Annotated in this window: 12 protein-coding genes; 6 read left to right on the top strand and 6 right to left on the bottom strand. The window is 56.9% G+C overall.

All coding sequences use genetic code 11. The features are described from left to right. Both AADB16_RS01550 and AADB16_RS01545 read left to right on the top strand, forming a co-directional pair. Nucleotides 1–1731: a SulP family inorganic anion transporter gene (locus AADB16_RS01550; RefSeq protein WP_410800925.1), complete on the top strand. Its 1731-nt coding sequence runs from the start codon at nt 1–3 to the stop codon at nt 1729–1731. 76 nt (nt 1732–1807) lie between these two features. Continuing rightward, entirely contained in the window at nt 1808–2467 is a 660-nt protein-coding gene (locus AADB16_RS01545; protein WP_410800923.1) for an energy-coupling factor ABC transporter permease, read from the top strand. A gap of 26 nt (nt 2468–2493) precedes the next feature. On the opposite strand, the gene AADB16_RS01540 is transcribed toward AADB16_RS01545, so the two are convergent. From AADB16_RS01540 to gdhA, 5 genes are all read right to left on the bottom strand, one after another. Continuing rightward, nucleotides 2494–4620 carry a putative bifunctional diguanylate cyclase/phosphodiesterase gene (locus AADB16_RS01540; protein ID WP_410800921.1) on the bottom strand — a complete coding sequence of 709 codons (2127 nt, stop codon included), beginning with the start codon at nt 4618–4620 and terminating at the stop codon, nt 2494–2496. Nucleotides 4621–4642: 22 nt separating this feature from the next. Continuing rightward, a complete protein-coding gene (locus tag AADB16_RS01535; protein WP_410800919.1) occupies nt 4643–5176 on the bottom strand; it encodes a response regulator transcription factor in 534 nt (177 codons plus the stop codon). After that, nucleotides 5163–6428, bottom strand: coding sequence for a sensor histidine kinase (locus tag AADB16_RS01530; protein ID WP_410800917.1), 1266 nt, complete (start codon nt 6426–6428; stop codon nt 5163–5165). Before AADB16_RS01530 ends, AADB16_RS01535 begins: the two co-directional genes overlap by 14 nt. Nucleotides 6429–6502: 74 nt before the next feature. Continuing rightward, entirely contained in the window at nt 6503–9079 is a 2577-nt protein-coding gene (locus AADB16_RS01525; protein ID WP_410800915.1) for a PEP/pyruvate-binding domain-containing protein, read from the bottom strand. A 16-nt stretch (nt 9080–9095) separates the two neighbouring features. Further along, entirely contained in the window at nt 9096–10445 is a 1350-nt protein-coding gene (gdhA, locus tag AADB16_RS01520; protein WP_298450972.1) for an NADP-specific glutamate dehydrogenase, read from the bottom strand. 247 nt (nt 10446–10692) lie between these two features. On the opposite strand from gdhA, the gene AADB16_RS01515 reads away from it, so the two are divergent. Then, nucleotides 10693–12708, top strand: coding sequence for a TonB-dependent receptor domain-containing protein (locus tag AADB16_RS01515; protein WP_410800913.1), 2016 nt, complete (start codon nt 10693–10695; stop codon nt 12706–12708). Between the two features lie 112 nt (nt 12709–12820). Here AADB16_RS01515 and AADB16_RS01510 read toward each other — a convergent pair whose 3' ends face one another. After that, nucleotides 12821–13195, bottom strand: coding sequence for a potassium channel family protein (locus AADB16_RS01510; RefSeq protein ID WP_410803548.1), 375 nt, complete (start codon nt 13193–13195; stop codon nt 12821–12823). A 193-nt stretch (nt 13196–13388) separates the two neighbouring features. On the opposite strand from AADB16_RS01510, the gene AADB16_RS01505 reads away from it, so the two are divergent. From AADB16_RS01505 to AADB16_RS01495, 3 genes are read left to right on the top strand one after another with little or no spacing between them, the layout of a single operon-like run. Next, the gene (locus AADB16_RS01505) at nt 13389–14627 is read left to right on the top strand and encodes an efflux RND transporter periplasmic adaptor subunit (protein WP_410800911.1); all 1239 of its coding nucleotides are present in this window, start codon (nt 13389–13391) and stop codon (nt 14625–14627) included. Beyond that, nucleotides 14624–17761: an efflux RND transporter permease subunit gene (locus AADB16_RS01500; RefSeq protein ID WP_410800909.1), complete on the top strand. Its 3138-nt coding sequence runs from the start codon at nt 14624–14626 to the stop codon at nt 17759–17761. The genes AADB16_RS01505 and AADB16_RS01500 overlap by 4 nt, the downstream gene beginning before the upstream one ends. Beyond that, entirely contained in the window at nt 17758–18438 is a 681-nt protein-coding gene (locus tag AADB16_RS01495; protein ID WP_410800907.1) for an ABC transporter ATP-binding protein, read from the top strand. The genes AADB16_RS01500 and AADB16_RS01495 overlap by 4 nt, the downstream gene beginning before the upstream one ends. Nucleotides 18439–18445 lie beyond the last annotated feature (7 nt).

Here is an 18445-nt window from a genome sequence, read left to right as displayed (position 1 = left end):
ATGAACTTCAAACGCTATCTGCCTTTTCTCCAGTGGGCGCCTCAATACGGTCGTAACCAGGCTTCCAGTGATCTGGTGGCTGCGGTTATTGTAACCGTGATGTTGATTCCGCAGTCACTGGCTTATGCCCTGCTGGCAGGCTTGCCTGCGCACGTAGGCTTGTACGCCAGCATTCTGCCGCTGATGATTTACGCCATCTTCGGCACAAGCCGCACACTGTCGGTGGGGCCGGTGGCGGTAGTCTCCTTGATGACCGCCGCCGCACTGGCGCCACTGGCAGAAGCCGGAACGCCGGAATATCTTGCGGGGGCTGTCTTGCTTGCCGTTATCTCCGGGCTAATGCTCACGCTGATGGGGATTCTTAGGCTCGGTTTTCTCGCCAACTTTCTCAGCCACCCGGTCATCTCCGGTTTTATCACCGCCTCTGGCATTGTGATCGCCGCCAGTCAGCTCAAGCATATTCTCGGCGTGCAGGCATCCGGGCAGAACCTGTTGACGATTACCCAGTCCCTGATCCAATCGATCGGGGCCGCCAACATACCCACGCTGTTAATTGGTGCCGGTGCCTTGCTGTTTCTGATGTTTTCCCGGAAACATTTGAAGCCTCTGTTGGTTTGGTGTGGTGTGGAAACACGGCTCGCCGACATCATTACAAAAACAGCTCCGATTCTCGCAGTAGTGGTCACTACACTGGCTGCCTGGCTCCTGCAGCTTGATGTTCAGGGCGTTCAGTTGGTTGGCGTTGTGCCTTCAGGCTTACCCGAGCTGACGATGCCACCACTGGATTGGGAACTTTGGCAGCAGTTGGCTGCCAGTGCATTGCTGATCAGTATTGTGGGCTTTGTGGAGTCAGTGTCTGTGGGGCAGACACTGGCGGCTAAACGGCGCCAGCGTATTGATCCCGACCAGGAATTGATTGGTCTGGGAACCGCCAACCTTGGTGCAGGCTTATCCGGAGGCATGCCGGTCACCGGTGGCTTCTCCCGCTCCGTGGTTAATTTTGACGCAGGCGCAAAAACTCCCGCTGCCGGTGCCTATGCGGCAATCGGCATTGCATTGGCAACCCTGTTCCTGACGCCTGCAATCGCTTATCTGCCGCAGGCCACGCTGGCTGCAACGATTATTGTTGCTGTCGCCTCGTTGATCGATTTGCCAGCTCTGAAGCGCACCTGGCGCTATTCCCGCGCGGACTTTGGCGCCATGCTCGCAACCATTCTGCTGACGCTTGCCCATAGCGTTGAGGCGGGCATTACGGCAGGTGTGTTGATGTCTATGGGGTTGTATCTCTATCGAACCAGTCGCCCCCATAGCGCAGTTGTTGGACTGGTTCCGGGTACGGAGCACTTCCGGAATGTGCTTCGTCACGATGTGGAACTGTGCCCGGAGGTTACCTTTTTGCGGGTGGATGAAAGTCTGTATTTCGCCAATGCACGCTTTCTTGAAGAAACAGTGATGGCGCTGGCCATTCGTAAACCAGAGACGAAAGATCTGGTGTTGGTGTGCCCGGCGATCAGCCATATCGATGCGTCTGCGCTGGAAAGCCTGGAGGCGATAAATGAGCGTCTGAAAGACGCAGGTGTGCGGTTGCACTTCTCTGAGGTGAAAGGGCCGGTAATGGACCGTCTCAAGGACACCCAGCTGCTGTCTCATCTGGGTGGAAAAGTGTTCCTCAGCACCTTTGAAGCATGGCAGTCTCTCACCAATAGCTGCATTAATTCGGCTTCCGGATAACCTGGATCATTAGCTGTGGGGTGGGTTCGGCCGTTATTATTGGGTTTGTTCCGAGCTATTGTAGGCGTGCTTCACTATGGGGATGACCGATAACCTGCTCTCAACCGGGCTGTGGTATCTAACACTGGCCGCGTTCCTGCTGATTCTGCTTCAGGCCGCCCGTTCGGTGCGTTGGCGTGCGTTGCGCTCCGACAACGCGCTGCAACATTCCTTTTTTGGAGCGGCAGTGGCGCTGGGCTTTATCTGGCAACTGCGAGCGGGGATCTATCCCGGGCTGGCGATCCACATCTTTGGTATCACAGTCGTCACCTTGATGCTGGGCTGGGGGCTGGCCGTACTCGCCGGGCTTTTGGCCTTGGTTATTACCGTGATAACGGGTCGTGAGCCACTTGTGATGTTTGCCACCAACGGCTTGGTGACCGTTATGATTCCCGCTCTCGTCACCCAGGCCATCATGCTTTGGGAAAGGCATCGGGATTTCAGTAATTTTTTTGCTTACATCTTTTTTTGTGGCTTTTTCGGGGCGGGTATTTCGGTGGCCGCTGCTGGTGTAATGATGTGCGCTATGCTCTGGGCCAGCGGAGTCTATGAGTTTTCAGAGCTGGTTCACGGTTACCTGCGCTACCTCCCTCTATTCATGGTTCCAGAGGGCTTTGTGAATGGCGCGGTTGTAACCGGCATGATGGTGTTCCATCCGGACAGGCTTACAACGCTGGATCAGCGACGCTATCGATAGGTAGTCTGCGCCCGGGATGCTTAGAGTTACCAACCCGGACCGCTTTTGTGCGCTGGCCCCAGCGGGTCGGTGTGGCGCTGGCGCCACTGTTGCACCCACTCCAGAACATTCCCGGCCTGCATCGGTCGCCCAATCCCATAGCCTTGCATATATTCGCAACCCAAATCGCTCAAGGCACGGGCATGCGCCATGGTTTCAACACCTTCCGCCAGAATGGGATGGCTAAACCTCTGGCCCATAAAAATCACACTCTCCACGATTGCCCGGTCATTGGGATCGTTGAGCATGTTGATGACAAAGCTTTTGTCCACTTTCACCAGATCAATGGGTAAGGTGCTGAGGTAGGACAGTGACGAAAAGCCTGTGCCGAAGTCATCCAGAGCAACGCGGAATCCCAGTTCCTGGCAACGGGCAAGCACATCGCCGGCGCGTTTGATGTCATCCAGGGAGGTCGATTCCAGCACTTCCAGGGTTATGTGGTGAGGCTTGATTGCAGGGTGGTTGTGCAAATAGTTTTCCAGGTAGGACGTAAAATTCCGGTCCATCATGTGTCGCGCACTGATGTTTATGCTGACAGACAAATCCTCCCCCGCACCGTGCCAAAGGCCCATCTGAACAACCGCTTCCTGGAGTACCCACTGGCCCAAAGGCACCTCCAGATCGCTGTCTTCCAATGATGGTAGAAACACATCTGGATAAAGCAGGCCTCTGTGGGGATGGTTCCACCGAATCAGTGCTTCAAAACCAATGACTCTGCAATCTGCTATTCGTACCTGAGGCTGGAAGTAGAGTTCAAACTCGTTGTTATCCAGCGCACGGCTGAGCTCTATGAGTTGAGCACGTTTCTGTTGGCGATGCTCGTTCAGTTCCGGATCGAAAACGTGCAGCAGATTACGCCCTTTATCCTTGGCTGCGTATACCGCCTGATCGGCATGGCGAATCAGGCCTTCAGCGTCTGTGTTGTCTGAGGGGTAGCGGGTGATACCGAGGCTTGCTGTAACAACAATCGAACCTGCCTCTCCGCCAAGGTCAACCGGTTCATTGATGGTAGAGAGTATGCGGTCGTAGATAGCCTCATGGTTGTCGTTCTGAAGGATAAGCCCAAACTCATCACCGCCAATTCGGGCGACCGTGTCGCCACTACGGAGGTCCTGGGTAAGACGGCCTGCCAGGGTGCGCAGTATTCTGTCTCCCACCTCTGCGCCAAAGTTTTCGTTGATTGCCTTGAAACCATCCAGGTCAATGTAGCCGACGGATAGGCTTTTTTGGTGAGTGTCCGCTTGTATTTGAGCCTGATGCAGGCGTTCTTTAAGCAGTTGTAAATTGGGCAAGCCGGTGAGGTCGTCGTAATTGGCTGCGCGATCTATGTCTTTTGCGTGGTTTTTAAGTTCCGTGATATCAGTAAAGTTGGCCACATGGTAATAGCGTCCGGGCTCGTCCAGGTGAATGCGGCTGATTGTCTGCAGCTCAACAAACTCTTCGCCGTTTTTCCGCCGATTCCAGATCTCACCTCGCCAGTAACCTCTCTCCTCAATACTCTGCCACATAGAAGAGTAATAGGCAGGCGAGTGCCGGCCGGAACTGAGAATGGAGGGGTTAAGCCCCAGAACGTCGGTACGGCTGTATCCGGTAATACGTGAGAACGAGGGATTCACATCAAGTATGCGGTTATTTTGATCTGAAATGATGATGGCTTCGTGGCTACGGTCAAACACGCTGGCTGCAATACGAAGGCCGCGCTCGCTGTGTTTGTGATCCGAAATGTTGTTCATGATAACAATAAAGCCCGGCGCCACACCCGGTTCGTCCCCAATAGGAAGGCCGTAGGCGTGAACCCAGAATGGTTCACCGGAGCGGGTGTAAAGCAAAATCTCTTCTTCGAATCGTTTAGCTCTGTGCAGCTCCCGGGCAACGCGTAGCAGTGTTGTTGGATCTGTGGCGGGGCCTTTGAGCAGCTCCGGGGGGCGAGCGCCTGCAATGTCTTGTAGCTGGTGGCCGGTGTGCTCCTCAAAGCCCGGATTGGCCCACTCGATCGTGCCTGCAGCGTCAAGGATCATAATCAGATTGCGGCTGGCGCTCGCAACCAGAGACAAACGCTTGGCGTCAACCTTTGGGGTGGGCACTTTGTTTTCCGGATCCTTTATAGTTGGCATGGCTCAATTTGCGCCTGGTGTTTCAATTTCGCCAGCGAGAGTGTTTTTGCAGTTTGCGTTGAAGGGTTCTCCGGTGCATGTTGAGCGCCCTGGCGGTGGCGGATACATTGCCTTCGTGCTCATTGAGTACCCGCTGAATGTGCTCCCATTCCATTTCTTCCACCGAAGGTGGTTCCGGGCGGAGCTCCGGTGTGATTGCCAGAGCATCAAAGCCGCTGATGAGCTGGCTAACAGTAACCGGCTTGCATAAATAGTTGATTGCCCCGCGGCGCATGGCCTCAACCGCTGTGGCGATACTGCCGTAACCCGTGAGTACCAGTATGTCCAGATCAGGCTGCCGGTGAAGCAGTTCCGGCAGAAGTTGCAGGCCGCTCTCGCCGCCAAGATTCAGATCCAGCACACACCGGCTGAAGCTTCTTGAGCTCAGAGTGCCAAGTGCTTCGGCCTGGGAGGTGGCTATAGTAGCGTCAACGCCTTGGCGCTTCAGGGCGCGCTGAAGCACCTCCAGAAACGCTGTGTCATCGTCGATAAGTAACCAGGTTTTATTGGTGGTCACGTGCTACTCCCGCTGTCTCGGCTGCAGGCAGGTCGATGATCATAGTCGTTCCTTGCTGGTCGACGCGAGCCTTCAGCGTGCCTCCCAGGCGCTGGATGGTTGCGTTGGTAAGAAAGAGGCCGACGCCCATGCCATTTTCCGAGCCAACAATCTGTTCGCCCAGGCTTTTCTGAAAGTCATCTTCCAGGCCGTCGCCGTGGTCTTCCACCACCATTTCAATCCGGTTGTTTTCTGTACAATGCACACTAACGGCAACCCAGGATGGGCTGGCGGTTAGCGCGTTTGCCAGCAGGTTCAATATGGCCTGATCCAGGGTGGCATCCACCGCAACCCGGCAATCCGGAACCACCCCGGGCCAGTCGATAGGTGCAGCAGGCCACAGTAGCGTTGCTGACTCCTTCAGCCGTGCAATCCAACTCTCGGCAGTAAGCGTTTCCAGCTGGGCAGTTTTTGCTTGTACTGCCGCACTGGAAAGTTGCTGCAGATGTTCACTGCAAAGAACGAGTTGTTTCTCCATCAGCTTCAAGTCATCCGCAAGACTCGGGTCGGGGAAGGCGGCACGGATCTCGTCGACCAAAAGGGTCATGGTGTTTAAGGGGGTGCCGAGGCGATGGGCAACGGCGGCTGCAGAAAGCCCCATGGAGATGATCTGTTCATCGCGCAGGCGCGTTTCCCGGATGCTTGATAGCTGCTGCTGTTGCTGCCCTAACCGTCGTGCCAGGGCGCCAACCACCAATAGCAGAATTGCAGCCGTCATAGCGAAGGTCACCCACATACCCGCGAGGTGCAGTTGGGCCAGATTGGCATCGTGATGTTCATGGGTAATGGGGGTGTGCCAGATAATCAGAGTCGTATAAACGCCGATTCCTGCCAGGGTCAGGGCCATACTCTGGCTCAGGGGAACCAGAATGATCGCGACCGCTATAGGCAGCAGTAACAGGGACACAAGAGGATTGGTGTAGCCGCCGGTGAGGAAAAGCCATCCGCCAATCAAAACCAGGTCAAGAGCAAGGCCAGCGCTTACACTTATGGCGGATTGCGGTGGCCGACGAGTAAACCAAAGCCAGCCAAGAACCGCGAGAACCCCATAAAACAGGCACAGTATGAGTGCTTCTGCCCCGTACGCCAGGGCAATAACGGTCTCTGCTACCGCCAGCGCGACAAGCTGAAGACCGGCAACGGCCAAACGCATGCCCAGCAGGTAGCGGGCAGCTTGTTGAAAACCGGTTTGAGAGTGCGTGAGCCATTCCATGGGCTGGATTCTAGCAGGGCCAGGTGGGCAGCGGGGCTGCAGTCAGGTGCTTTTGTTGAAATAGTTGATAGGTATCAAACCGGGTAGTAACAGGCCAGGTCCTGGCTGATCACGTCGCCGGTCAGCTGCAGCGGATTCTCGCGCAGGTCAAAGCTCTGAATCGCGGCCTCAGGTGAGCTCCCTTGCCTGTGTGTGTTTGTGCCGGGAAGTCGATCTGGTTGGTAAACACTGTTCCGGCCATTGGGGAAAAGAGCCGCGTAGGCGATACCGGCTTCTACCAGGTCCTGGAAAAAATGTGAGCCGTAAGAAAGATCCGGCACCATATCGCCGTCCATTTCTGCCACTTCAACCAGCACGGCCACGCCCGCGATGTCCGCAAAACGAACGGGTACGCCCAGCTCAGGGCTGCTGGTGCCCCAGCGGCCGGGGCCAATAAGCATGGTTTTACCCTTGTCCATACGCACCTGCTCGCCTACCAGGTGGGCAACTTCGTAGCGTTGGCTCACGCTGAGCTGCTTATAAACGGCAGCGTCCACCCGGATAACGCGCTGGATTCCCAGGTTGATATTGCCCCCCATAAAGTGTCCCTGGGTACGGAACAGAAGATTCTGTGCCGGTATTTCGTCGGGTATTGCAACGGCCGTGGTTTCGCCGATAGTTGCCAGAGGCCTGCATTGCACCAGGTTAAAGGCCGGTTCTCCGGCACTGTTCAGATGCAGGGTAAATTCCACGTCCACCGGGTGGTTATAGCCTGCTTCGAGGGTTTTCAACAAGCTGGAGAGACGGTCCACAAAAAGACCATTGCGCACCAGGGGTGCAAAAGTCAGGCGCCATACCGGTGTTGGCAAGTTCAGCTCCCGAGCTCGCCTGCTGGCGGGCTGGTCTATTTCGCCCAAGTGGCTCAACGGCAGGTCGGAAACCTCCTGTGTGAGCTGGCTTAACGGGCGGGTGGCTAATTCGCCTTCTCGCAGATCCAGTACATCCAGCAGGTGCTGGGAGAACTTGTAGCTTTCATCCTGATTGCGGAAGGGCTGGCGGCGAGGGTAGTCCAACGCCATCACGCAAGCGTGGTCGCCTTCGATCCGATCAACGGCACGGGTGCCCAGCCCCATAACCAGCCGAACCATGCCTGCAGCCGGGTCCATATCGGTATCCCAGGCAAAGGTATTGCGAGAAACACCAACGCCCGCGGCATCTGGCAGGTAGTAGCGGCCATGGAAGCGACCATTGACTCGCTGGATCAGCAGAGCCATGGGTTCTTCCCGCTGGTCGAGACCGCGTTGTTTACGGTATACCAAGGCGTCGTCGCTCATGGTAGAGGCATAAACCTGGCGGATGGCGTCCTCCAGAGCGTCAAGCCGGTGTTCTGGAGCGCCCTGGTTGATCACGAAAACGCTGTCGTACTTGCCGGCAAAGGCGTTGCCAAAACCATCTTCCTGCAGGCTGCTTGAGCGCACCAAAATCGGATATTGCCCGTAGTGATCCAGCAGCCGTTCCAGTTCACTCCGGATTTCCGGTGGGAACTCACCTTCCAGTAAGCCTTGGCGCAAGGTTGCCGCTTCACTGAAATAACCCTCGGGTGCACGCTGACGCATGATTGCTGGCCACAACCCATTGTGTACGAGAAATGCATAATAGGCGTCTGAGCCAAGATAGCGGGAGTCATGAGGCTCCAGGCTTTCCTGCCAGATAGCTGGCTGATTGGTAAGCAGAATGCTGCGGGCGATCAACATGCCAGCGGCCTTTCCACCAATGTACCCGCTGCCGATCATTCGCGCGCGTATCGCGAGCAAGTCCCCAAGATTCAGATAGTTTCTGGCCAAATCCAGTATGCGCGAATCCCGGCTGATCAGTACATTCAGCACGCGTTCGTGAATAGCGGCAGCCTGGTCTTGATCATCATCTTGCATGGCACTGGTAACCTGCATGAACAGACGGTCCCAGTAGTCCAGAAGCGGTTGTCGATGTAGCTGCGCCACTTCCAGGCCAGCTTGTAGTCGGGTGGCATCGCTGCTGTCGGAGACCGGCAGAAAACGACCATCGCGCTCTCGATGTGGCAAAAACATGGTGGGGGATTGGCGACACCAGGCTTTGATCGGCTGAACCTGTACATCGTCCTCCAGGCGGTGCACATCCACCATTACCTGGGTTGTCTGCCGGATGCGATCCAGCGTGGTGCGGGAGTGCCGATCCGGGTAAAGAGCAAACCAGGCGACCGTATCCAGTTCAAAGAGGAAGGGGCAGACCACCCGGAAAAAATTGCCTACCATGGCATCGGTGGCCCAGGCGTTGAGTAGATCACTCAGGCAATCGCACACATAGAATGCGCCGCGCCCATGTTCTTCAATCAGGCGCCATACTCTGCCGGTGAAAGCTTCAAAGCCATCCAGAGCATCGACGTTTTCGGTGTGGATATTGGTGTTTGCGGGCACCAGCGGAGGATGCTGGCCAAAACGCAAATAAATGATACGGCGCCCGGCGGACGCCGCAGACTCGATAAATGGAGTAACGAATCGGCGGTAGTCGTCCAGATCGCTGACTCTCCAGACCACATTGTCGCCAATTCTCAGGCCATCAAGAACGTCATCCAGCCCCGGGAGGCCGGTGGAAACCCGGTTGTTATCCTGTGAGTTTCCGCCGTTCCCGCTCATGAGGCCTACTCCATAATCAGATAACGCCCATAGACTGCATGGCGCGGGCTACCTTGATAAAGCCGGTTACGTTGGCTCCCAGTACATAGTTACCTTCGGAGCCAAACTCAGCTGAGGTTTCATAGCAGCTCTTGTGGATATCAATCATGATGTCTTCAAGGCGCTTCTGGGTGTAGTCGAAGGACCATGAATCACGGCTGGCATTCTGTTGCATTTCCAGAGCAGACGTTGCCACACCGCCGGCATTGGCTGCCTTGCCCGGGCCGTACATAATCTTGGCCTGCTGGAAGATGGCAATCCCTTCTGGCGTGGTGGGCATGTTGGCGCCTTCAGCAACTGCAATACAACCATTCTCAACCAGCGTTTTGGCGTCGTTGGCATTCAGCTCGTTCTGGGTGGCGCAGGGCAGTGCGATATCGCAAGGAATCGACCAAATGCTGCCGCCCTTGACGTATTTTGCGTCTTTGTGGAACTCGGTGTAGGCGCTGAGGCGACGACGATCCACTTCCTTGATCTGCTTCAGAGCGGCCAGGTCGAGACCTTTTTCATCCACGATGATGCCGCTGGAGTCGGAACAGGCAATAACCTTGGCACCCAGTTCGTGGGCTTTGGCAATGGCGTAGATGGCGACGTTACCGGAGCCGGAAACAACCACTTTTTTGCCTTCCATGGAGTCGCCACGGGCTTTCAGCATCTCATGTGTGAAGAACACAGTGCCGTAACCCGTCGCTTCGGTACGTGCACGGCTGCCGCCCCAGTCGAGGCCTTTGCCGGTGAGTACGCCAGACTCATAGCGGTTGGTGATGCGCTTGTACTGGCCAAACATGTAGCCAATTTCGCGCCCGCCCACGCCAATGTCGCCGGCAGGTACATCTGTGTACTCACCAATGTGACGATACAGCTCCGTCATCAGGCTCTGGCAGAAGCGCATGATTTCGTCGTCTGAACGACCTTTGGGGTCAAAGTCACTGCCGCCTTTGCCGCCGCCGATAGGCAGGCCGGTCAGGGCGTTTTTGAAGATCTGCTCGAAGCCCAGGAATTTGATAATGCCCAGGTACACGGATGGGTGAAAACGCATGCCGCCCTTGTAGGGGCCCAGGGCACTGTTGAATTCCACGCGGAAGGCGCGGTTGATGTGGATCTCGCCTTTATCGTCCTGCCAGGGCACGCGGAAAATAATCTGGCGCTCTGGTTCGCAGATGCGCTGAATAATCTTCTTCTCGGCAAATTCCGGATATTTCACCAGAACGGGCCCCAGAGTCTCCAGAACTTCGTGTACAGCTTGGTGGAACTCGTTTTCACCCGGGTTGCGGTGCAGAACGTCTTGGTAAATCAGTTCCAGTTTCTCATCAAGTCGGGCGGTCATAGAGTATTCCTCATTTCGGTTCTTGCTTATTGCAGGAAAATGAAAAGGATGGTGGAAAAATGGGGCGGTGATTTGACCATATTGCGGCAGGTTTGGCAAGCGAGCCCCTGCGGCAGGGGGCTGAAGGCATACCCCCATAGAGATGCGGCATTGTGTCTCACGCGCTGCGGCGGCTGCCTGTTTATCATGCCCGGGCACATTTGTTCTACAGATTAATAGGCGGGAACGCCCCCGGGGAAGCAGTTGCATGAAAGAACCAGTATTTGCGAAATGCGCATGGATCGCGGCTTTAGGGCTCTCAGGAATACCTGCTCTTGCACTGGCGCAAGCCTCCGGAGATAGCCTTGTTATCCGGGTAACCGAGGGGCAGGTAGCTGATAAGGCTTCTACGGTGCTGGCAAGTGAGCCGGTCAATCGGCTGGCCTCAGATCCCACAGTCTCACTCTCCCGGATGGGCGGTCGCGGTCTGGAGCCTGTAGTGCGCGGGCAAAGCCAGGAAAGAGTGGATGTGTTGCTCGATGGCATTCGGGTAGAAGGCGCTTGTCCCAACCGCATGGATCCACCAACGAGTCGCCTGAGCAGCGCGCTGGCACCGGCTCTGGAAGTGCGAACTAACAACCGCACCCTGCGTTGGGGCCCCATTGCCGGCGGGCAGGTGATTGCCACCACCGCAGAGCCTCGGTTCAACGGCAGTGTGACCACCGGCCAGGTAACAGTTGGTGGTTCAGATAATGGAAACGGCAAGCTGGTGAACGCAGCAGCGGCCGTGGGCAGTGAGGCGGCCTGGTTGAGGTTGTCTGGCGGATATGACGAAGCGAACGATTACGAAGATGGTGATGGCAACAAGGTGCGCAGTGCCTACGAAAATGCCGAAGGCCGCGCCGACGCGGCCTGGACGGCGGAGACTGGTTTCTTCATTAAGGCCATGGTGAGCCGGCAGGAAGAAAGCGATGTGAAATACGCCGGTTCCGGTATGGATGCACCGCAAACCGACACAGATATTTACCGCATGGAGATTGGTTCTCCGGTAGCAAAGGGTGAGTGGAGCCTGCTGGCCTGGCAGGCAGATGTGGATCACACCATGGACAACTTCAGCCTGCGCCCGGCCGGCATGATGAAGATGCAGACGGACTCCATTACCGAAACCCGAGGCGTGCGCTTCACGCTCGATCAAAGCCCGAATAGCGTAACTGATTGGGCCATGGGCGCTGACTTGGAGACCAACGACTGGGATGCCACCCTGTTCAACGTCAGTAACCCTATGCCAATGACGGTGTCGCTGATGTGGCCGGGAGTGGAGCGTGAGCGAGCGGGGCTTTTTGCGGAGGGTTTTCGGCGCATTGCCCGTGACATAAAAGTGGGTGCGGGCTTGCGGTATGACCGTGTTGAAATGAATGCCACCAAAGCGGACGACGTGGCGAGTATGGGTATGACTCCGGCCATGCTTTACCAGAGTGCTTACGGTACGGCGGATGTAGACGTTGAAGATAACAACGTGAGTGGGTTCGTATCGGGTGAATGGCGCCTGCCACAGAACCAGGCGTTAACCCTGACCGGCAGCCGCAGTGTGCGCAGTCCCAGCGTTACGGAGCGCTACCTGGCGCGCAATACCATGGGCGATAGCTGGATTGGCAACCCGGATCTGAATATCGAAAAACATTACAAACTGGAGCTGGCTCTGAGTGGCAGCAAGAATCAGTGGAGCTGGAAGCCTGTTGTCTGGGTCGATCAGGTGGATGATTTTGTGCTGCGTTACAAAGAAACGCAGGCTCAGTGCGGCAAGGTCAACGGCTGCACTCGCTACAAGAACATAGATGCCCGCTTGTTGGGTGTTGAGGCAATGATTGGGTGGACCGATGGCACCTGGAGTAGCAGCAGTGCCTTGGCGTCGGTTCGCGGCGAAAACCGTGATGATGATAAAGCCCTGCCGCAGATTCCTCCGGTTCAATTTGTGCAAACTCTGGGCTGGCAGGCGATGGGCCATAGTATTGAGGCTGAATGGCAGCTTGCCCGCCGTCAGGGTCGTATCGATCCGCAATCGGGGCTGGATGCGGGGGTTTCACCCGGGTATGGCGTGTTCAACCTTTCCGGTAGCCATCCGTTAATGGAGTATCTCACCTTTAATTGGGCTCTGGATAACCTGTTTGATAACACCTGGGCGCCCCACGTGAGCCGCGCAAACACCGATCCGTTCAATCCTGATGCGATTCGGGTGAACGAGCCGGGCCGCATGCTACGGGCAGCTTTGACGGCCAGGTGGTAAACCTTGTAATGGCGATTGCCCGCTTCTCATAGGCGGCGGGTAACACTTTGCCCCATGCGGGATGAACTCCCGGCATGGGGTTTTTTATTCTCAGGAGCCCGGGGCTGAAACGTTAGCTGCCCGTCCAGTAACGCTGCATTTTCATGAATAGGAACGAAGCGCTCCAGGTAATCAGTACCAACCCTGTGAGCCCTTCGATTCCGGTCAGAAAACGCAGCGCGCCCAAGGGTTCGATATCACCATATCCAACGGTGGTGAAGGTGCTGAAAGAAAAATAAACGCAGTCCAGAAAACTGCCATTGAAGTTGCCGGCCAGCGAGCCCCATGCATCGGCGTGGTGCATGAAATAAAAGGCTGCTGCAAATACCCACACCTGTGCGGTGTGAGCGATCAGAACGCCAAGAACAGCAGCAACCAAGCGAAAGTGATGATGGGAATGCATGTTTTTTAACAGGCGGCTGAGGAGGACAAGCGCCTCGCGGTGCATCAGCACAACGAGAACCACAATGAAGGCGTTGATAAATGTGGCGCTTAGAAGGTTGGCATAATTTTCTGCTAACAAACGTATAGTACTCCTGACTGTACTTTTTTATAGCAATCCGGAGGTGCCTTCAGAGGTATCTCACTACCCGTTGCCGTCTTGTGGCGGAGCTTTATTTACCTTAGCTGGCCCACGCGTTATGTCCAAACGAATTATACCCGCAATTATTCTGGCCGTTGGTGTTCTTGGCTTCCTGTTTCTTAAGGTGACTCGTCCAGAGCCTGCCCCGGTCTCTGCAACTGAGCGTAGCTGGCAGGTGCAAGTTCAGTTGGTTGAACCAACCGTGCACACGCCTGTGTTGCCTTTGTACGGCGAGGTGGTGGCCCCCGAGCAGATGTTGGTGGTTGCCGCAATGGCGGGCCGAATTTCAGAGCGGCCCGTGGCAGAAGGGCAGCGGGTGAGCGCCGGTGACCTGCTGGTGGCTCTGGATACTCAGGATGTTGAGCCGGTGTTGGCCCAGGCGAAAGCCCAGGTGGCTGATCTTGAAGCGCAGATCCGCTCGGAACAGGTACGCCACCGGAATGATCAGGCTGCGCTCAAAAGCGAGCAGGCCATCCTGGCCAATGCTCACCGGCAGCTGGAGCGCACGCGTTCTCTGGTGGGCCGAAACCTTGCCTCCCGTGAGAGCCTGGAGGGCGTAACAGACGGCGCTGCCAGAGCCGAGCTCACCTTGAGCATTCGCCAGCGCGCCATTGACGAACACCCGGCACGGCTGCAAAGCCTGGAGGCCAGGTTGGCCCAGGCAAATGCTGCGCTTGCGACAACGCAACGGGATGGCGAACGCTCCCGGGTTGTTGCCCCGTTTGACGGTGTTGTGACAGATGTTCAGGTGGCTCTGGGCGACCAGGTATCAAAACACCAGAAACTGCTCTCTGTGTATGCAATAGAGGGCCTGGAGCTTCGGGCCCGGGTGCCTGACCTGTATCGGGCAGAGCTGATGAGCGCCTTGGCGAAGGGTGAAAACCTGTATGCCTACAGCGATCAGCGCGAGATTCGCTTCCGGCTGGAGCGCTTCGCCGGAATCAGCGACCCTGCTGGAACCGAGGCAATCCTCGCACTGGCTGGAGATTCAGCGGGCTTGCGGCCTGGCGCCCTGTTGCCCGTTATCCTTGAGCGGCCAGAGCGCAGCCAGACAGTGGCCATTCCCTTCAGTGCCTTGTATGGCGCCAGCAATGTGTACCTGATGGCAGACGACAGCCGCATGCAGCGTGTGTCTGTTGAACGGGTAGGCGAAGCGCTCTCCGCCAATGGTGAGCGGCGCCTTCTGGTTGCCGGTGAGGCGCTCAAGCCTGGCGCCCAGCTGATTATTACCCATCTTCCCAATGCCCTCACTGGACTTAAAGTAGACGTGGCCAGCGATGGGAGGCCGGTTCAATGAGGCGCAGAAAAGGCGTCATAGGGTTTTTTGTCCATCACAAGGTTGCTGGCAACCTGGTGATGTTGATGATGTTGCTTGCCGGTACCCTGGGCCTTACCCGTATGAACGTCCAGTTCTTCCCCACCTTTGCGCTGGATGTGGTCAGCGTGCGCGTGGTCTGGAGCGGTGCCTCCGCGGAAGATGTGGAGCAGGGCATTACCAATCCGCTGGAGCAGCGACTGCGCAGTGTAAATGGCCTCAAGAAGATGACCTCCACTTCGGCCCAGAGCATTGCGTCTATCACTCTGGAGTTTCAGGAAGGCACCAACCCGATCACCGCACTGGATGACGTGCGCCAGCAAGTGGATGAGTTCAACAACCTGCCCACAGACGCCGAGGAACCCCGGGTCGCCCGGATCGAGCGCTACGAGCCCGTGGCCCGAATGTTGGTGTTCGGTGATGTGGATCGGCGCGAACTGCGGGCGCTGGCTTACCGCTATGAAGACGAACTCCTGCAGCGGGGCATAGACCGGGTGTCTTTCCGGGGCCTGCCGGAGCAGCAAATCAGTATTGATGTTCCGGTGGAAAGGCTGGAGACGCTTGGGCTTACGCTCGGGCAGATTGCCGACAGAGTAGCGTCGGTTTCGCGGGATTTACCCGCCGGGATCATGGCACAGCAGGATGCGGCCCGTGAGCTGCGATCCATAGAACAGCGGCGTAGCCCGCAGGCGTTTGAATCCTTGCCTGTGCTCAGTGGTGAGCGTGTTCAGTTGCAGCTGGGGGACATTGCCGATGTTCGTCAGGAAGACCGCGAAAGCCAGGTGGCACTCACCCGTAATGGTTTTCCGGCCATTGAATTACAACTGCTGCGATCTGAAAACGGTCACTCCCTGGCGGCAGCCAAGGTTCTGGAACAATGGCTTGATGATACCCGGGCCACCTTGCAGCCTACGATACAGCTGGAGGTTTACGATGAAACCTGGCAGCTGCTGAATGACCGCATTTCCCTCCTCACCAGCAACGGCCTTAGTGGCCTGATACTGGTGGTTTGCCTGCTGTACCTGTTCCTTCCGGGGCGTGTTGCGCTTTGGGTGGCAGTGGGGATTCCAACCGCATTTCTCGCAGCGCTTGGTGTGTTCTGGCTGATTGGCGGCTCCATCAACATGATGTCGCTGTTTGCGCTGATCATGGCGTTGGGGGTGATCGTGGACGATGCCATTGTGGTGGGGGAAGACGCAGACGCCCATGCCCGCATGGGTGAGGCCTCCATTTACGCCTCGGAAGGCGCGGCAAAGCGCATGGTGTGGCCTGTATTGGCGTCGTCGTTGACTACCGTTGCCGCCTTTATGCCGCTGCTGGTTGTGGGTGGTGTTATCGGTAATATCCTTGGCGACATTCCCGTCATCATGATCTGCGTGCTTATTGCTTCGTTGCTTGAGTGTTTCATTGTTCTGCCAGCGCACTTGCGGCACGCGTTCAAGCCGAGAAACGCGAACAAGAGTGCGCCAGAACCTGCGGAGCCCAGCCGTAATCCCGTTGCGCGCTTTCGTAATGGTTTCGAACGCCGGTTTGATCGTTTTCGCGAAGGCCCCTTCCGCCGGTTTTCACAGCGTAGCCTGGATAATCGTGGCATCACCATGGCCTGTGTTCTGGCCCTGGCACTGGTTACCGTTGGGCTGCTGGCCGGTGGTCGCCTCGGGTTCAACTTCTTCCCCACTCCCGAGCCCTCTGTGCTATACGCCAACGCCAGCTTTGTTGCGGGCACCGACAGCCAAACCGTTGACCGGTTTATGGCGGATATGCAAAAAGCACTGAACGAGGCGGAATCGGCGCTGGGCGGCAATCTCATATTGCATGCAGTGACCACAGAAGGCGCCACCCTGGGTGGTGGTGGAAGCTCTCGTGCCGGTGATGAGCTGGGTTCCATAATGATTGAACTGGCGCCGTCGGATCAGCGTGAGGTGCGCAATCCGGAATTTATGAATGAATGGCGCAGCCGCCTGAGCCTGCCAGCGGGGCTGGATAACTTGTCTATCACCGAACGCCAGGCCGGGCCGCCGGGTCGGGATGTGAATGTACGCTTGTCGGGGGAAAATGCGCAAAACCTGAAGTCTGCGGCCGAAGAACTGGCACAGGCATTATCGACATTGCCCGGTGTTCTGGATGTAGAAGATGACATGCCCTGGGGGCGCGAGCAGTTGATCTATCAGGCCAGTGCCTATGGCGAGGCGCTGGGCCTCACCACCACCGATTTGGGTAGCCAGTTGCGGGCAGCATTTGACGGCAGGGTTGCCCAGGTCTATCAGGATGGGCGTGATGAGATGGAAGTGCGGGTGCAGCTGCCCCGGGACCAGCGTGAGCGCTTATCCACACTCTCTCGCGTGACCGTGCGTATACCGGATGGGCGTTTCGTGCCGCTCGGGCAGGTAATGAATCTGGATCACCGCCAGGGCTTTGAGGCTCTGCGCCATGCCGATGGCAAGCTGGCCGTAGAGGTAACCTCCGCCCTGAACACCCGGGTAAGCACCACTGACCAGATTATTGAAAGCCTGGAGGCCGACGCCCTGCCGGACATCGCCAGCCGCTACAACGTGCGCTACAGCTTTGAAGGTCGGTCGGCGGACCAGCGGGAAACCATTGCGGATATGAAAACCGGCATGGTGGTCGGTATAGCCTTGATGTACGTGATCCTGGCCTGGGTATTCGCCTCCTGGAGCTTGCCGTTGATCGTGATGGCGATCATCCCCTTCGCCCTGGTGGGTGCTCTGCTGGGCCACTGGGTGATGGGGATTCAGCTCACGGTGCTATCACTGTTCGGGTTGTTTGGGCTGGCCGGTATAGTGGTGAACAACGCGATTATTCTGGTGTCTTTCTACAACCACCAGCGTGAGAAGGGGCTGGGCATCAACGAAGCACTGAATGAGGCAGCTGTGCAGCGGGTGAGGGCTGTTCTGCTGACCTCGCTGACCACCATCGGTGGGCTGTTACCCCTGCTGTTTGAAACCTCACTGCAGGCCCAGTTCCTGATTCCGATGGCCACCTCGATTGCGTTTGGCTTGGGGCTGTCTACTGTTCTGGTATTAGTGATTATTCCGGCCCTGCTATCCTTGCTGGAACAGTTTCGTGAAGGGAGGCAAGAAGGGGAGCCGATATGACTGAGTCTCTGCTGGCTGTTCGGGGTTTGAGCAAGCATTTCGTCAGCGGCAATGAAACGGTCCCGGTGATCGAAAAGCTTTCGTTCACCCTCGGCCAAGGCCAGTCGTTGGCTTTGGTTGGTCGTTCCGGCTCCGGTAAAAGTACGCTGCTGAATCTGTTGTGTGGCCTGGAATCGCCCGATGCAGGCACCATTGTTATGCAGGGGCAGGTTTTTGATGCGGGCAGCGCAGCGACACGGGAAAAGGCTGCGGCTTGGGCCCGCTTGCGCCGGCAGCAAATTGGCGTGGTGTTTCAGGAAGCCAACCTGATGCCAGCACTTACGTTGCTGGAAAATGTGCAGTTCCGCGCCCAACTGGCAGGCCGTGATCCCGCAAACAGTGAAGACTGGCTGACACGTCTGGATATAGGTGAGCTGGCCCAGCGTTATCCGGATCAGGTATCCGGCGGCCAGCGCCAGCGTGCGGCACTGGCTATGGTTTTCTCGATGGAGCCAGCACTGGTTCTGGCAGACGAGCCCACCGGCAGTCTGGATCGCCAGACAGCCGCCGAGGTTACCCAGGTATTGTTCGATCTTCAGGCCCGTTATCGCTGCGGCCTGATACTGGCGACTCATGACGCCGAGCTTGCCGCCGGTTGCCAACAGCTTCTGGATCTTGGCCACCTGAGCGCCGTATGAAGCGGTT

Origin of the sequence: Marinobacter sp. KMM 10035, assembly GCF_046537445.1 — a bacterium.
GTDB classification, from domain to species: domain Bacteria; phylum Pseudomonadota; class Gammaproteobacteria; order Pseudomonadales; family Oleiphilaceae; genus Marinobacter; species Marinobacter sediminicola.
The sequence above is the reverse complement of the archived record's forward strand: the minus strand, read 5'-3'. Positions and strand labels throughout refer to the sequence as shown.

Excerpts from the sequence above, each read along its gene's own strand:
- AADB16_RS01495 (WP_410800907.1), top strand. The coding sequence starts at position 17,758 with ATGACTGAGTCTCTGCTGGCTGTTCGGGGTTTGAGCAAGCATTTCGTC.
- AADB16_RS01515 (WP_410800913.1), top strand. The coding sequence starts at position 10,693 with ATGAAAGAACCAGTATTTGCGAAATGCGCATGGATCGCGGCTTTAGGG.
- AADB16_RS01510 (WP_410803548.1), bottom strand. The coding sequence starts at position 13,195 with ATGCACCGCGAGGCGCTTGTCCTCCTCAGCCGCCTGTTAAAAAACATG.
- AADB16_RS01545 (WP_410800923.1), top strand. The coding sequence starts at position 1,808 with ATGGGGATGACCGATAACCTGCTCTCAACCGGGCTGTGGTATCTAACA.
- gdhA (WP_298450972.1), bottom strand. The coding sequence starts at position 10,445 with ATGACCGCCCGACTTGATGAGAAACTGGAACTGATTTACCAAGACGTT.
- AADB16_RS01540 (WP_410800921.1), bottom strand. The coding sequence starts at position 4,620 with ATGCCAACTATAAAGGATCCGGAAAACAAAGTGCCCACCCCAAAGGTT.
- AADB16_RS01550 (WP_410800925.1), top strand. The coding sequence starts at position 1 with ATGAACTTCAAACGCTATCTGCCTTTTCTCCAGTGGGCGCCTCAATAC.
- AADB16_RS01525 (WP_410800915.1), bottom strand. The coding sequence starts at position 9,079 with ATGAGCGGGAACGGCGGAAACTCACAGGATAACAACCGGGTTTCCACC.
- AADB16_RS01500 (WP_410800909.1), top strand. The coding sequence starts at position 14,624 with ATGAGGCGCAGAAAAGGCGTCATAGGGTTTTTTGTCCATCACAAGGTT.
- AADB16_RS01505 (WP_410800911.1), top strand. The coding sequence starts at position 13,389 with ATGTCCAAACGAATTATACCCGCAATTATTCTGGCCGTTGGTGTTCTT.
- AADB16_RS01530 (WP_410800917.1), bottom strand. The coding sequence starts at position 6,428 with ATGGAATGGCTCACGCACTCTCAAACCGGTTTTCAACAAGCTGCCCGC.